This window comes from Pseudomonas sp. KH_017 (assembly GCF_057840285.1).
In genome coordinates this window covers 2,479,414-2,494,372 of record NZ_CM174509.1, presented here as the reverse complement: position 1 = coordinate 2,494,372, position 14,959 = coordinate 2,479,414, and the positions used below count along the sequence as shown (strand labels likewise).

Annotated in this window: 16 protein-coding genes and 1 pseudogene; 14 read left to right on the top strand and 3 right to left on the bottom strand. The window is 61.6% G+C overall.

Annotated features, from left to right (window positions below; all coding sequences use genetic code 11):
- Nucleotides 1-148 precede the first annotated feature (148 nt).
- From AC3IT6_RS11365 to AC3IT6_RS11330, 8 genes are all read left to right on the top strand, one after another.
- The gene (locus AC3IT6_RS11365; RefSeq protein WP_489355544.1) at nt 149-1,639 is read left to right on the top strand and encodes a PAS domain-containing sensor histidine kinase; all 1,491 of its coding nucleotides are present in this window, start codon (nt 149-151) and stop codon (nt 1,637-1,639) included.
- 240 nt (nt 1,640-1,879) lie between these two features.
- Nucleotides 1,880-3,028 carry an amine dehydrogenase large subunit gene (locus AC3IT6_RS11360; protein ID WP_489355542.1) on the top strand — a complete coding sequence of 383 codons (1,149 nt, stop codon included), beginning with the start codon at nt 1,880-1,882 and terminating at the stop codon, nt 3,026-3,028.
- Between the two features lie 11 nt (nt 3,029-3,039).
- Nucleotides 3,040-3,579 (top strand): MauE/DoxX family redox-associated membrane protein, encoded by a 540-nt coding sequence (locus tag AC3IT6_RS11355; protein WP_489355540.1) that lies wholly within the window; start codon nt 3,040-3,042, stop codon nt 3,577-3,579.
- 5 nt (nt 3,580-3,584) lie between these two features.
- On the top strand, nt 3,585-4,211 hold the full coding sequence (mauD, locus tag AC3IT6_RS11350) for a methylamine dehydrogenase accessory protein MauD (protein ID WP_090454794.1): 627 nt from the start codon (nt 3,585-3,587) through the stop codon (nt 4,209-4,211).
- A gap of 18 nt (nt 4,212-4,229) precedes the next feature.
- Nucleotides 4,230-4,751 (top strand): methylamine dehydrogenase light chain, encoded by a 522-nt coding sequence (locus AC3IT6_RS11345; RefSeq protein ID WP_150725289.1) that lies wholly within the window; start codon nt 4,230-4,232, stop codon nt 4,749-4,751.
- Between the two features lie 243 nt (nt 4,752-4,994).
- The gene (locus tag AC3IT6_RS11340; RefSeq protein WP_489355537.1) at nt 4,995-5,516 is read left to right on the top strand and encodes a cytochrome C; all 522 of its coding nucleotides are present in this window, start codon (nt 4,995-4,997) and stop codon (nt 5,514-5,516) included.
- Between the two features lie 111 nt (nt 5,517-5,627).
- Nucleotides 5,628-5,846 carry a DUF4287 domain-containing protein gene (locus AC3IT6_RS11335; RefSeq protein WP_489355535.1) on the top strand — a complete coding sequence of 73 codons (219 nt, stop codon included), beginning with the start codon at nt 5,628-5,630 and terminating at the stop codon, nt 5,844-5,846.
- A gap of 95 nt (nt 5,847-5,941) precedes the next feature.
- Nucleotides 5,942-6,613, top strand: a complete 672-nt coding sequence (locus AC3IT6_RS11330) for a class I SAM-dependent methyltransferase (RefSeq protein WP_489355533.1) — start codon at nt 5,942-5,944, stop codon at nt 6,611-6,613.
- A 386-nt stretch (nt 6,614-6,999) separates the two neighbouring features.
- On the opposite strand, the gene metE is transcribed toward AC3IT6_RS11330, so the two are convergent.
- On the bottom strand, nt 7,000-9,288 hold the full coding sequence (gene metE, locus AC3IT6_RS11325; RefSeq protein ID WP_489355531.1) for a 5-methyltetrahydropteroyltriglutamate--homocysteine S-methyltransferase: 2,289 nt from the start codon (nt 9,286-9,288) through the stop codon (nt 7,000-7,002).
- Nucleotides 9,289-9,418: 130 nt separating this feature from the next.
- Here metE and AC3IT6_RS11320 point away from each other — a divergent pair.
- The 6 genes and pseudogenes from AC3IT6_RS11320 to AC3IT6_RS11295 all read left to right on the top strand — a co-directional run.
- Nucleotides 9,419-9,562, top strand: a pseudogene (locus tag AC3IT6_RS11320) (hemin-degrading factor); the annotation flags it as partial.
- A 149-nt stretch (nt 9,563-9,711) separates the two neighbouring features.
- A complete protein-coding gene (locus tag AC3IT6_RS11315; protein ID WP_489356527.1) occupies nt 9,712-10,695 on the top strand; it encodes a FecCD family ABC transporter permease in 984 nt (327 codons plus the stop codon).
- Nucleotides 10,695-11,462, top strand: a complete 768-nt coding sequence (locus tag AC3IT6_RS11310; protein ID WP_489355529.1) for a heme ABC transporter ATP-binding protein — start codon at nt 10,695-10,697, stop codon at nt 11,460-11,462. The genes AC3IT6_RS11315 and AC3IT6_RS11310 overlap by 1 nt, the downstream gene beginning before the upstream one ends.
- Before the next feature lie 52 nt (nt 11,463-11,514).
- Nucleotides 11,515-12,399, top strand: coding sequence for a ChaN family lipoprotein (locus tag AC3IT6_RS11305; protein WP_489355527.1), 885 nt, complete (start codon nt 11,515-11,517; stop codon nt 12,397-12,399).
- A 190-nt stretch (nt 12,400-12,589) separates the two neighbouring features.
- Entirely contained in the window at nt 12,590-13,195 is a 606-nt protein-coding gene (locus AC3IT6_RS11300) for an SCO family protein (RefSeq protein WP_489355525.1), read from the top strand.
- Between the two features lies 1 nt (nt 13,196).
- Complete coding sequence (locus AC3IT6_RS11295; RefSeq protein ID WP_489355523.1) at nt 13,197-13,706, top strand: copper chaperone PCu(A)C; 510 nt, start codon at nt 13,197-13,199, stop codon at nt 13,704-13,706.
- A 230-nt stretch (nt 13,707-13,936) separates the two neighbouring features.
- Here AC3IT6_RS11295 and AC3IT6_RS11290 read toward each other — a convergent pair whose 3' ends face one another.
- Nucleotides 13,937-14,353 carry an organic hydroperoxide resistance protein gene (locus AC3IT6_RS11290; protein ID WP_150725279.1) on the bottom strand — a complete coding sequence of 139 codons (417 nt, stop codon included), beginning with the start codon at nt 14,351-14,353 and terminating at the stop codon, nt 13,937-13,939.
- 123 nt (nt 14,354-14,476) lie between these two features.
- The gene (locus AC3IT6_RS11285; RefSeq protein WP_489355521.1) at nt 14,477-14,806 is read right to left on the bottom strand and encodes a hypothetical protein; all 330 of its coding nucleotides are present in this window, start codon (nt 14,804-14,806) and stop codon (nt 14,477-14,479) included.
- Nucleotides 14,807-14,959: the final 153 nt, after the last annotated feature.

Genomic DNA, 14,959 nt, shown 5'->3' with positions numbered 1-14,959 from the left:
AAACCGCGTCCCGGCACAACTATTGGTGCGTGCAACCCCCTCACTAAAGAAAACCCCTAGCCCCCCACCGATTACCTCTGAGCGCATCCCGCTGTGCGAGCAGGTATAAAACGCCATACTGCAAATCTCTGCCGCCAGGGGCCGTGCGATGTACCAGCCAAAACCGAACGACTTTTATGCGCTGATCGAAGCCATGCCGCTGTGCATCATTCTTCATGACGCGCACACCAAGGAAATTCTCTGGGCCAACGCCGCAGCCCTCGCGGCGTTGGGCTTTAGCCTGGAAGAACTGACGCCGCTCAAGGCCCCGGACATGACCCGCGACGCACCGAAGTACCGGCGTTCGGTGGGCTTGCGCTGGCTGGAAGGCGCCGCGCGCACCGGACAACGGGCCATCGAGTGGTGCTACCGCTCCAAGCAAGGGGTGGAGATTCTGTCCGAGGCGGTGGCAACCCTGGTGCACCTGGACGGTCGCGATGTGTTGATGGTGCAGTTCCGCGACATTTCCAAGGAGGACAAGGTCAAGCGCGACCTCAAGCGTTTCGAGAGTCGACTCAAGGCCTTCATGCAGGACCTGGCCGAAGGTGTAGCGGTGCTCGGCCCGGAGGGCGACATTCGCTTTATCAGCGACTCCGGCGCACACCTGCTCAACAGCGAAGTGCACAAGCTGATGGGCAAGAACTTCCTGGCGTGGTGCGACGACGCATCCGGCCAGCGCCTGCTGCAACAGCTTGCCCATGAGAGACCGAAGCACGCGCCGTTCAACGTGCATTACAAGGTGCAGCGCCGCGATGGCGAGTGGCGCTGGCATGACGCAACCTGCCGCTACATCGAGATAGAGGACGATCTGGTCGGCCATCTGCTGCTGTTCCGCGACGTGACCGAACAGGTGCAGGCCGAAGAGGCGCGGCGGGTCAGCGAGCAGAAACTCGAGTACCTGGCGCGCTACAACGCCATGGGTGAAATGGCCGTGGCGATTGCCCACGAGTTGAGCCAGCCATTGGCGGCGACCCGCAACTTTATTGAAGGCGCGGTGATTCGCCTGGGCAACGCCGGCGAAACCGATCAAGGCGTCGCCTGGGGCTTGCAGAGCGCCGTGCGGCAGATCGAGCATGCCTCGGTGATCATCAAGAGCGTGCGCGATTACGTGGTCAAGCTGGAGCAGACCGAAGAACTGGTCGACCTTAATGAACTGCTGCGCGAAACCCGCTACTTCATCAGCCTGCGGGCCGATCCGAGCCTGGTGCGCGTGGAAATCGTCACCGCCTCAGAACCGCTGCGGGTGAGTTGCGAGAAGGTGCTGATCGGCCAGGTGATCCTCAACCTGGCCTTCAACGCCATTGAGGAAATGGCCGATCTGCCCACAGAACGTCGCTTGCTACGCATCCATGCCAGCCGCGAGAACGATGTGGCACTGGTACGCATTGAAGACAGCGGTCGCGGCATTCAGGCCCAGGCGCAGGAGAAGCTGTTCGACGGTTTCTTCTCGTCCAAGGTCAGCGGCAACGGCATCGGCCTGGCGCTGTGCAAGAACATCATCGGCCGCCACCGTGGCGATATCTGGGCGCAAAACCTCGAGCCGTGTGGCGCGGTGTTTACCTTCTCCCTTCCCCTCTTATCGTCTCCCTGCCCCCTGTAGGAGCGAGCTTGCTCGCGAAGGTGGTGAACGATAACGCGCACTACCAGATGCCCAGCGGTGCCCTTGTTTTTTTCGCGAGCAAGCTCGCTCCTACATAGTCCTTCATGACACTGGCACAGACACACAAACACTTGGCAGGCAGGGCAATTCTCCCGATCGCGGGGCACGGCAGAATCAAAGGGTAAAAATCTGCCAAAGCACCCGCGATCCGCGTTACCAACAATTCAGGAAGTTCCCCTTATGCGAACAAACAGGATCTCCGTACAGTCAGCGCTAGGCCTGAGCCTGCTTGTACTCGGTTTGAACAGTGCCCGCGCGGACTTGCCCGTCGGTACGATTGGCCAGACCGTTCTGGCGTTTCCACCCGAAGCTCACCGTGCGTTCGTCATCGATGTCGAGTTCGACAGCTTCGTGGCTGGCCGCGTGACCGTGGTCGACCCGGACCAGAAGCGCATCCTCGGCATGGTACCGACCGGTTTTGCTGCGCCGTCGACCCTCAGTCACGACAAGAAAACCCTTTACAGCGCCGACATCTGGTACTCACGCGGCACCCGCGGTACCCGCACCGACGTGCTCACCGCATGGGACAGCTCGACCCTGTCGCCAGCCTGGGAAGTGCTGATTCCGAACAAGCGCGCCGAGTCGCTAACCCAGCGTTATTCGCTCAAGCCAAGCGGCGACGACAAGTTCGTCTACGTCTACAACTTCACCCCGTCGACTTCGGTGACCGTGGTCGACACCCAGGCCAAGGCCGTTGCCACGGAAATCGCCATCCCCGGTTGCGTGCTCAACTACCCGGTCGGCAACCGCCGCTTCGCCTCGCTGTGCGGCGACGGCAGCCTGCAGGTGGTGACCCTCAACGATCAGGGCCAGGAAACCGCGCGCAGCCGCACGCCGTTCTTTGATCCGAACGCGGAAAAACTGGTAGAGCGCGCAATCAACGTCGGCGACACCTACTACTTCACCACCACGACCGGCACCGTACGCCCGGTGGATTTCGCCGGTGATGCGCCGAAGGTCCTGCCGTCCTGGTCGCTGGTTTCCGACGAGGAAAAGAAAGCCGGTTGGGCGCCGGGTGGCTGGCAGTTGATGGCCGTGGCACCGAAGCTGGACCGCCTGTACGTGCTGATGCACGACGCCCACGAAGCCATGAAGTGGGAAGACCCGAGTCCGCTGATCTGGGCCTTTGACCTCAAGTCCCACAAGAAAGTCGCGACCCTGGAAGCACCCGTTCCAGTGTGGAGCATGCAGGCCACCGGTGACGACAAGCCGTTGTTGCTCGGCACCGATGTGGAAGGCGGTTTGCAGATTTTCGATCTGAAGACCAACAAGCTCACCGGCAGCATGCCGAAAGTCGCGAAGACCGCGACTCAGGTCCTGAGCTACTAAGAGGTTCGGCCATGCACACAGATCCGATCTTCATCATAACCAGCGCCATCGCCATCGCGGTGTTGCTGGCCAGCGCCGCGACCCACAAGTTGCGCGCGCCGGCCCGCTTCGCCCGGCAGCTGGCGGACTATCAACTGCTGCCCGAGGCGCTGGTGCGCCCGACGGCGCGGCTGGTGCCGCTGCTGGAACTGGCCATCGCCTTTGCCCTGCTGGTGCCAGTCAGCCGTGGTTACGCCGCGTTGAGCGCCGCCAGCCTGTTGGCCCTGTACGCCGCCGCCATCGGCATCAACCTGTGGCGCGGTCGTGCGGACATCGATTGCGGTTGCGCCGGCCCCGACCAGGCACAGCCGCTGCGCCCGGTACTGCTGCTACGCAACAGCGCACTGGTGGCTCTTGCGCTGGTGGCCAGCGTGGCGCCGGTTGTCCGTGACCTCAACCTGTTCGATGGCTTCGTGACCCTGGCTGCGGCCGCAGTCGCGCTGCTCATCTACGCCGCGGCCGATGGCTTGCTGGCGAGTTCCCCTCTTCTGCTCAAATTGATTGGTAGGTAATCGAAATGGAAGGCTTGATTGTTTCCAACGTTCTGCTCTGGGTGCTGCTGGTGGCCGTGGCGTTTGTCGTCATGGGCCTGGTGCGGCAGATTGGCGTGCTGCACGGTCGCCTGGCGCCGGCCGGCGCGTTGATGGTCGACAAAGGCGTGGCGGTCAATGAACCCGCGCCGCAAGTCACCGCCAGCGACCGTCACGGTCGTCCGGTGAACTTCGGTTATGCCGGAGAAAAATCGCAACTGCTGTTCTTCCTTTCGCCGACCTGCCCGATCTGCAAGTCGCTGCTGCCGGCGATCAAATCCATCGCCAAGGAGCAATCGGACCGCCTCGACGTGGTGTTCGTCAGCGATGGCGACATGGACGCCCAGCAAGCGCTGATCCGCGAACACAAACTCGAAGACGCCACCTACGTGGTCGGGCCGGAAGTGGGCATGACCTACCAGATCGGCAAGCTGCCGTACGCTGCGCTGATCGACAAGGCCGGCACCCTGCGCGCCAAAGGCCTGGTCAACTCCCGCGAGCACCTGGACAGCCTGTTCGAAGTCGAGCATTTGAAGCACGCCACGCTGCAGCAGTACCTCAATGCCCAACCGCACACCCACGATCACGACCACAGCCACGGCCATAGCCACTGATTAGGCAGGGAGACCTTTATGAAACTGCTGGATCTGTTGTTTGAGCGTTCGTCCCGCCGTGTCGCCGACACCACTTCGCGCCGCAAACTGCTGGCACGCATGGGTTCGCTGATGGTGGCCGGTGCCGCCCTGCCCCTGCTGTTGCCGCTGGACCGCACCAGCAAGGCCCTGGCCGCGGAGCCTGCGCAGGCCGGCGACCCGGGTGATCCGAACAGCTGCGACTACTGGCGCTACTGCTCCGTCGACGGCTTTCTGTGCAGTTGCTGCGGCGGGTCGGTGACGTCCTGCCCACCGGGCACCGAAGCCTCGCAAGTGACCTGGATCGGCACCTGCCGCAACCCGGCCGACGGCAAGGACTACATCATTTCGTACAACGACTGCTGCGGTAAGCAGAGCTGCGCCCAGTGCGCCTGCACCCGTAACGACAGTGAAGAACCGGCCTACCGCCCGTTCAACAACAACGATGTGAACTGGTGCCTGGCCGCCAAATCGCACATCTACCACTGCACCGTTTCGGTCATCCGCGGCGTCGCCGTTTAAAAAAACGCGCTTTGCGCCGGTTGTTCGCGCAATCGGCGGCTTTTTTTCTGTGGCTGCTTTTCTTTTTTTTACTGCTTTATGTGTGTGTGTGTACCTGTAGGAGCGAGCTTGCTCGCGAAGAACTCAAGGGCGACGCGTTAATCCAGATAGCCCGCGTTATCGTTGACGTCCTTCGTCGGAGCGCCGCCCGGAGCAAGCTCGCTCCTACAGGTGCCAAACCGGTCATCAGCGGAGTTGGGTTACATGCGTAGTTTGATATTACTCGGTCTCGTCTGCGCCCTTGGCGCCCCGCTCGCCCTTGCCCGGGCCATTCCCGACCCGAACCAGCATCACGCGCCGGGCAATGAATCACTGCAAACCCCGATTGCCCAGGCTGGTTACAGCGTCGGCGTGAACTACCAACTGCAATGCGCCGGTTGCCACCTGGGCGATGGCAGCGGTTCCGCTGCCAACGACACACCACGGATGAAAGGCTTTGTCGGCAATTTCCTGAAAGTCCCCGGTGGCCGCGAATTCCTCGTGCGGGTGCCGGGCATGTCGCAGTCGGCGCTGAACAACGCGCAACTGGCGGACTTGCTCAACTGGCTGATGCGGGAAGACGGCATGGCGGGCAAAAGCGTGCCTGCCGACTATCAGCCTTACTCCGCCGAAGAAGTCACCGCGTTGCGCGCCAAGACCATGCTCAACTTACCCGGCACCCGTAGCGAGTTGATCAAGGCCATGCGTGCCCAGGGCATCGCGATCGATGACGGGATGAATGACTGAGAACGACGTGTTCCAGGTTCGACTATCTGGACGATGGACGCGTTGACGGCAAATAAGTAACGTAACCGGTGCTGTTTTCGAACCTGGAAAATCGAAAAGGGAGTTTGCATCGTGACCGAAGAGACAAAAACCAAAGGACCGGCTTCGTACTTCCCGTCCATTGAAAAAAAGTACGGGCAGCCGATCAGCCATTGGCTGGACCTGCTCAAGACCGTCAGCGACAAGAAACACATGGAAATAGTGGCTTGGCTCAAAACCGAACACGGTATGGGTCATGGTCACGCTAATGCGTTGGTTGCCTATCATCTGGCAGCCACTAAAAGCGCCTAGCCATGCGCAGTCGGCGGAGCCGGGTAAAACCGGCTCCGCCGTAAATCTTCTGTTGCCCGATCCTTTCATCCAACCCAATACGCCGGACATCGACCATGTCAGCCCCCGAACCCACACTCCTCGACAGTTGGCACCACAACGCCCAGGCCTGGATCGAGGCCATACGCAGCGGCACCATCGAAAGCCGCCAAAAGGTCACCGACCAGGCCATCCTGCTGGCGGTGCTGGGTCGCCAGCCCGAGCGAGTGCTCGACCTGGGTTGCGGTGAAGGCTGGTTGTTGCGTGCGCTGGCAGACCGGGGTATCGAGGCGGTCGGCGTGGATGGCGATGGGACGCTGGTGGCGGCGGCGCGTGCGGCGGGCGCTGCGCCGGTGCATTTGGCGAGTTATGAACAACTGGCAGAAGCGAAAGTCGACATCGGCCGCGACTACAACCTGATCTGCGCCAACTTCGCCCTGCTGCATCAGGACATCATCCCCCTGCTCGCCGCCATGAACACCCTGCTCGCCCCGGGTGGCGCGCTGGTGATCCAGACGCTGCACCCGTGGGCGGCTGCGGCGGGCGACTATCAGGATGGCTGGCGGGAAGAGACCTTCGCCGGCTTCAAGGGGCAGTGGCAGCCCATGCCGTGGTATTTCCGCACCCTGTCCAGCTGGTTCAATGCGCTGGACATGGCGGGGTTTATGCTGGCCGGCTTGCAGGAGCCACAGCACCCGCAAAGCCCCGTACCGCAGTCATTGCTGTTGGTGGCCGAGCCACGGCGCTGATTGATGCAAATCCGTTGGAGGCTTGCTCGCGATAGCGGTCTGGCAATCACTTCATTACTGGCTGTCGAGTCGTCATCGCGAGCAGGCTCGCTCCTACAGGTTCAGTGGCTGTACGCAAAATCAGCGAACCACCCAAATCAACTGTGGGAGCGGGCTTGCCCGCGAAGAGGCCGGTACATTCGACATCGATGCCGCCTGACACTCCGTCATCGCGAGCAGGCTCGCTCCCACAGGGTCAGCGGCTGTACGCAAAATCTGCGAACCACCCAAATCAACTGTGGGAGCGGGCTTGCCCGCGAAGAGGCCGGTACATTCGACATCGATGCCGCCTGACACTCCGCCTTCGCGAGCAAGCCCGCTCCCACAAGGAGCATGTCAGTAAGAAGTCAGGCCCATTCTTTACGCAGTTGACGTGCCGCATTGACCATGTGCACCAGCGCCGCTTCGGTTTCCGGCCAACCGCGAGTCTTCAGGCCGCAGTCCGGGTTGACCCACAGGCGGTCGGCGGGAATGCGCTTGGCGGCCTTGCGCAGCAGGTTGGCCATTTCCGAGGAGTCCGGCACCCGCGGTGAGTGGATGTCATACACGCCCGGGCCGATTTCGTTCGGGTAGGCGAAGGCTTCGAACGCGTCCAGCAGCTCCATGTCCGAACGCGAGGTTTCGATGGTGATCACGTCGGCATCCATGGCGGCGATGGACTCGATCACATCGTTGAACTCGCTGTAGCACATGTGCGTGTGGATCTGGGTTTCGTCACGCACACCGCAGGCGCACAGGCGGAACACTTCGGTCGCCCAATCCAGGTAGTGCTGCCACTGCGCCTGACGCAACGGCAGGCCTTCGCGGAACGCGGCTTCGTCGATCTGCACGATCTTGATCCCGGCAGCTTCCAGGTCGACCACTTCGTCACGGATCGCCAGCGCCAGCTGACGGGCTTGCACTTCGCGGCTCACGTCTTCACGCGGGAACGACCACATCAGCATGGTCACGGGACCGGTCAGCATGCCCTTCATCACCTTGTCGGTGAGGCCCTGGGCGTAGCGAATCCACTCCACGGTCATGGCTTTCGGACGGCTCAGGTCGCCGAAGATCACCGCCGGTTTCACGCAACGCGAACCGTAGCTCTGGACCCAGCCGAAACGGGTGAACACGTAGCCGTCCAATTGCTCGGCGAAGTACTCGACCATGTCGTTGCGCTCGGCTTCACCGTGCACCAGCACGTCCAGGCCCAGGTGTTCCTGGACTTGCACGGCGTGACGGATCTCGCTGTGCATCGCTTCGGTGTATTCGGCTTCGGTCAGCTTGCCTTGCTTGAACGACTGGCGAGCCTGACGGATCGACGCGGTTTGCGGGAACGAACCGATGGTGGTGGTCGGGAACAGCGGCAGGTTCAGGCCGGCGCGTTGCTTGGCGATACGCTGGGCAAACAGCGAGTGACGCTGGCTGTCCTTGGCGGTGATCGCCGCAACACGCGCCTGCACGGCCGGTTTGTGAATGCGTGGCGACGCAGCACGGCTGGCCTGCACGGCGCGGCTTTGAGTCAACGCTTCAAGCACCTTCGGCGCTTCCGGTTCATTCACCGCCTGAGCCAGCACCGCGACCTCTTCACACTTCTGCACGGCAAACGCCAGCCAGCTTTTCAGCTCGGCATCGAGCTTGTCCTCACGCCCCAGATCAACCGGGCAGTGCAGCAGCGAGCAGGATGGCGCGACCCACAGACGATCACCCAGGCGTTCTTGAGCGTGCTGCAGTGTGGCCAAAGCGTTTTCCAGATCGCAGCGCCAGACGTTACGGCCGTTGACCAGGCCCAGCGACAGCACTTTGTAGGCCGGCAGACGATCGAGGATGGTCGGGTACTGCTCAGGCGCACGCACCAGATCGATGTGCAGGCCGTCCACCGGCAGGTTGGCGGCCAGGCCAAGGTTCTCTTCCAGACCACCGAAGTAAGTGGCGACCAGCTTCTTCAACGGGTCGCGCTGAATCAGGTTGTAGGCACGCTCAAAAGCGTTTTTCCATTCCTGTGGCAGGTCGAGCACCAGGATCGGCTCGTCGATTTGCACCCACTCGACACCCTGTGCCGCCAGACGCTGGAAGATCTGGCCGTACAACGGCAACAGACGATCCAGCAGCTCCAGCTTGTCGAATTCGGCGCCCTTGGCCTTGCCCAGCCACAGGTAAGTCAACGGGCCGATGATCACTGGCTTGACGTTGTGCCCCAGTGCGCGGGCTTCTTCGACTTCTTCGAACAACTGGTCCCAGCCGAGCTGGAACTGCTGATCGGCGCAGAACTCAGGGACGAGGTAGTGATAGTTGGTGTCGAACCACCTGGTCATTTCCTGGGCATGCGCGCCGCCGCAGCAACTGTCGCTCACACCGCGCGCCATGCCGAACAGGGTTTGCAGGCTGGCCTTGCCATCGTGCGGGCGGAAACGCTCCGGGATCACACCGAACATCAACGAATGGGTCAGGACCTGGTCGTACCAGGCAAAGTCGCCGACCGGCAGCAGCTCGATGCCGGCGTTTTTCTGCAAGTCCCAGTGGGTCTTGCGCAGGTCGCGGCCCACGGTGCGCAGACCGGCTTCGTCGAGCTCGCCCTTCCAGAACGCTTCTTGAGCCTTTTTCAGTTCGCGGTCGCGACCAATGCGCGGAAATCCAAGGGAATGGGCCACAGCCATGTCAAATAACTCCAATGCGTTCAATGGGAGCCATTGTCCGCAGTGCCAGCGAGTGAGACAAACTCATTTTAATCGTGATGATCACAAGTTCTTCTCATGATCGTAGGCGCTACTCAACCGACGCTGCATGGACATCGGGTTCAACGTGCTCGCCCCAATGTCCAACCTGCACCTGAAAACCTCTGGCATGACCAAACCGTGGCGTGTGCGTAAGCCGAGCGTCGATGGCATCATCACCCGCTACGAAGGTTTCGATGCCCGCCCCCCTTTGATCGGCTAAGGAATAGTCCCGATGCGTATCAAGACACTGCTGGCCTGTGCCACGGCGTTCTACCCGGACGCCACGGCGCAGACCGCCAGGATCAACCCATGACGGCCATTTTTCGGCCGCGTCCGACGTTGATCTTTTTACTGCTGTTGCTGGTGCTGGTGTTCTGGCTGTCCCTGGCCCTCGGGCCGGTCAGCCTGCCGCTGGGTGATACCTTGCTGGGCGGGATGCGCCTGCTCGGGTTGCCATTTGACGGTGGCGACACGCAGCAGGCGGAGTTGATCCTCGGGCAGATTCGCCTGCCGCGCAGCTTGCTCGGTATCGCCGTGGGCTCGGTTCTGGCGTTGTCCGGCGTGGCGATGCAGGGGTTGTTCCGCAACCCCTTGGCCGATCCGGGTCTGGTCGGCGTCTCGGGTGGTGCGGCGCTCGGTGCTGCCCTGGCCATCGTCGGCGGCAGCCTGCTCGGTGGCTTGCCGCCGGCGATCGAGCCCTACCTGCTGTCGGTCAGCGCCTTCGTCGGTGGCTTGATCGTCACGGCAGTGGTGTATCGATTTGGTCGTCGCAACGGGCAGACCGACGTCGCCACCATGCTCTTGGCGGGTGTGGCGATGACGGCGATGGCCGGTGCCGGGGTCGGTCTGTTCACCTACCTGGCCGATGATGCAACCTTGCGTACCCTGACGTTCTGGAACCTGGGCAGCCTCAACGGTGCCAGTTACCCGCGCTTGTGGCCGTTGCTGATCGTCACCCTGGGCGTGGCGTTGTGGTTGCCCCGTCGCGCGGCGGCACTCAATGCCATGCTGTTGGGTGAGTCGGAGGCCCGTCACCTGGGCTTCGACATCGAGCGGATCAAGCTTGAGCTGGTGTTGTGCACGGCGCTCGGCGTCGGCGCGGCGGTCGCGGCGGCCGGGCTGATCGGTTTTATCGGTCTGGTGGTGCCGCATCTGATGCGCCTGCTGGTCGGCCCGGATCACCGGGTGTTGCTGCCCGCCTCGTTGCTGGCCGGTGCCAGCCTGCTGTTGCTGGCCGATCTAGCGGCGCGTTTGATGTTGGCGCCGGCCGAATTGCCAATCGGCATCGTGACCGCACTGATCGGCGCTCCGTTCTTTCTATATCTGCTGGTACGAGGGCGTTCCTGATGCTGCGGGCAAACAACTTGCTGGTACGTCGTGGCAACCGCACGGTACTGGCGAACATCGATATCGAGTTGCGCCCCGGTGAAGTGCTCGGTGTGCTGGGGCCGAACGGCGCCGGCAAAAGCACCCTGCTCGCGGCCTTGTGTGGTGAGCTGGCGACCAGCGAAGGCAGGGTCAGCCTCGACGAGCGTCCACTCGCCGACTGGCCGGGTCAGGAACGGGCCAAACGCCTGGCGGTGCTGCCGCAGAGTTCAAGCCTGAACTTTGCGTTTTCGGTCAATGACGTCGTGGGCATGGGTCGCTTGCCTCACGCCAGCGGTCGGGTGCGCGATGCCGAAATCGTCGCCGAGGCGCTGAAAGCCGCCGACGCCCTTCATCTTGCCGGACGCAGTTATCTGGCCCTGTCCGGCGGTGAACGCCAGCGCGTGCATCTGGCGCGGGTACTCGCGCAGCTCTGGCCGGGCGCCGAAGGGCAAACCCTGCTGCTCGATGAACCGACGTCGATGCTCGATCCGCTGCACCAGCACACCATTTTGCAAGCCGTGTGCGACTTCGCCGAGCGTGGCGCGGCGGTGCTGGTGATCCTGCACGACCTCAACCTGGCCGCACGTTACTGCGATCAACTGCTGTTGTTGCAAGAGGGTCTGCCCCACGCCTACGGTCCACCGGCAGAGGTGCTGACCGCCGAAGCACTGGCGGCGGTGTATGGTCTGGAAGTGCTGATTCACCAACACCCGGAACGCGGCCACCCGTTGATCATCGCGCGCTGATACCGCCCCCTCCTCTGTCATCGAGGGGGCAACTGTCCAATAAGGAAAACCGATGCGCTTTGTGTTGCTCTGTGCATTCAGCCTGTTGGCTGCCTGCCAAACCCATCAGGTCACACCACTGCCGGCGCCGATCGCTCCGCAAGGGCGTGATCACACCGACCTTGGGGTCATTCGCGAACTCGCCACGGGCCGTACGCTGACGCCGCAGGAACTGGTCGAACGCCTGGCCGCTGCGCCGCGCGTTCTGGTCGGTGAACAGCACGACAACCCGGACCACCACGCCCTGCAATTGTGGCTGCTGCGCGAACTGGCGGCACAACGGGCTCAGGGCAGCCTGCTGATGGAGATGCTCAATCCCGATCAACAGGCCAGGGTCGATGCCGTGCAAGCCGCGACCCGTGCGGGTCAGCCACCGGCCGATGCGTTCAAGGCACTGGCCTGGCAGGCCAATTGGGACTGGAGTGTTTATGGCGCACTCGTCACCTACGCGCTAAGGCAACCGTATCCGCTGTTGGCGGCGAACCTGGACCGCGCGCAGATCATGCAGATCTACAAACAGCGCCCGGTACTCACGGGGCAAGCGTCCACCACCCCACAGGTGCGGGCGACCTTGCTGGACGACATCCGCGAATCCCATTGCGGTCTGTTGCCCGAAGCACAGATGCCAGCCATGCTCGCCGTGCAACAACAGCGTGACCGGCGCATGGCCGAGCGCCTGATGGCTGCGCCGACACCGGCGCTGTTGCTGGCCGGTGCCTTCCACGTGCGCAAGGATCTGGGGGTGCCGCTGCACCTGAAGGACCTGGGTGCCGGTGAGGGGAATGCGGTGCTGATACTGGCCGAAGCGGGCAAGACTGTGACCCCCCAGAGTGCGGATTATGTCTGGTACACCGCCGCGCAACCGGAACAGGATCATTGCGCGGAGCTGCGTCGCTGAACCTGTGGCGAGGGAGCTCTCGCCCTCGGTCGGCCTCATTCCGGCGCGACACTATGTCACGCCTGTGCGCCGGTCCAATGGTCGTATCCGCCCCTCCGGCACTGGCACAGTTTGTTAACATCCCCGCGATTTTTTCGTCTGTACAGTCATCACGCTGTCATTTCAGCCTGTTCAACAGGATGCTTTTTTCATGAGTACTTTGTATACCCGCCGGACTGTCCTGCAAGGCATGGGCCTGTTGAGCCTGGGCCTGCTCGCCAGTTGCGACGACAGCAGCAAGCTGTCGTTCAACTACGGCAAGGACCTGAGCGACAAGATCATGGGGCGTAACTTCAAGCTCAAGAACCCAGAGGGCGAAACCAGGATGCTGGGCAGCTATCGCGGCCTGATGCCGATGGTGTTCTTCGGTTTCACCCAGTGCCCGGCCGTGTGCCCGACCACCCTGGCCCGCGCCGCACAAGCCAAGAAACTGATGGGTCGCGATGGCGAAAGGCTGCAGGTGATCTTCATCACCCTGGACCCGGAACGCGACACGCCAGAGTTGCTCGACAAGTACGTCAAGGCTTTCGACCCGAGTTTCGAAGCCCTGTACGGCACGCTTGAAGAAACCGCCGCCACCGCCAAGGAATTCGGCGTGTTCTTTGAAAAGGTCCCGAGCGGCGATACCTATACCCTCTCCCATACCGCAACCAGCTATGTCTTCGACTCCCGGGGCAATCTGCGCCTGGGACTGTCCGCGTCCCTGACGGCCAAAGAGTGCGCAGAAGACCTGCTCACCGTGATGGAGGTTTGCTGAAATGAATGCCCCACTGGCTAAAAACCGCTTCATGCAACGCTGCAAGCAACTGGCACTGGGCCTGTCCCTGGTTGGCGTGGCCTTTCAGGTGTCGGCACAAACCCGGGTCGACGACGCTTGGGTCCGCGCCACTGTGGCCGGCCAGCCGTCGAGCGGCGCCTTCATGACCGTTACCGCCAGCAGCGACAGCAAGTTGCTGAGCGTGCAAACGCCGATTGCCAGGCTAGTGCAGATTCATGAAATGAGCATGAAAGACGACGTGATGAAAATGCAGCAAGTGCAGTCCGTTGCACTGCCGGCCGGCAAAGCGGTGAGCTTCGATCCCAACGGCTATCACATCATGCTGATGAATCTCACAGGTCAGATCAAGGAAGGCGACAAGGTGCCACTGACCCTGACCGTCGAAGACGCCAAGGGCGAGAAAGAGTCGATTCAGGTTGAAGCCGTTGCCAAGGCGATTGGCACCATGGATCACAGCACGATGATGCATGACCACAGCAAGATGAACTGATTGCTCCGTCAGTTAAAACACAGAACCTGTGGGAGCGGGCTTGCTCGCGAAGGGGCCGGCACATCCAATAGAGATGCTGGCTGACCCACCGCCTTCGCGAGCAAGCCCGCTCCCACAGTTTTGATCTTCAGTGAATGTGAGTCCCGCGGTCGGCCACAATATTTGTGGGGGCGAGCAATTCAGGTCTTGGCGATAACCCAAGTCATTCGCCAAGACCTTTTCACATCAACTCAAACGAGCTTGAGCACGACGTTGATGTTGTTGCGCGTAGCTTTCGAGTACGGGCAATACTGGTGCCCGGTGTCGACGATTTTTTGTGCGGTTTCACGGTCCAGCCCCGGCAGGCTGACATTGAGCCGCGCCTGCAGCAGGTAGCCGCCTTCATTGGTGCCCAGGTCGACTTCGGCATCGACGGCCACATCCTTGGGCAGCGCCACTTTCATTTCCCTGGCCGCAACCTGCATGGCGCCGATGAAGCAGGCTGACCAGCCGGCAGAGAACAGTTGCTCCGGATTGGTCCCACCGCCGCCCGCGCCCGGGGACGAAAGCTTCACGTCGAGGATCCCGTCGGAGCTGCGGGACGCGCCGTCACGCCCGCCGGTGGTGTGGGTTTGGGCGGTGTACAACACTTTATCGATCTGGTTCATGGTGACCTCCTGATTGAGTTGTAAGAAACCGGTTCTACACCCCATCGGGTCGCTGGGATGGTCAATCAATATAGTCGTCACAGCCCCGCACCGCGGACGATCCGACCGGCGCCCGCTTCTTCTTTATTTACGCGCCAACTTGTACCTGACGCAGTCCTCATAAAAGCTCTGGCGTACAGCGCTCGGTTTGAATCGCGACGGACTGTCATAAGTTTGCTCTGTAATGCCAAGAGCCATCATGCGCATCCAGCTTTTAGCGAACTTGTAGACCTGGATTTTCTGGCGGGCGGCATACAAGGAAACACCTGAAAGCTTGAGTTCCTGCGCCCTCGCAGCGGTGCCCGCACCCCAACTGCACATGTACTTATCATTGGCAGCCAGTTCTTTTGCTTGAGCCGAGTTGGCTATGCCCGCAACTATTACCGGAATTAATGCGATCCATATCTTGCGCATCTTGACCTATCTAACCAGTTGAAAACCAACTAATTTTGCAGAGAACTTTGAAACTTGGGGGCCAGCATCCTGCCTTTTCTGCAAATAAATGAAAAAGCCGGATGGGGGGTCGTCAATTTCTTGCGAGTTTTCAAACCTTTGCTATAGCTAAGG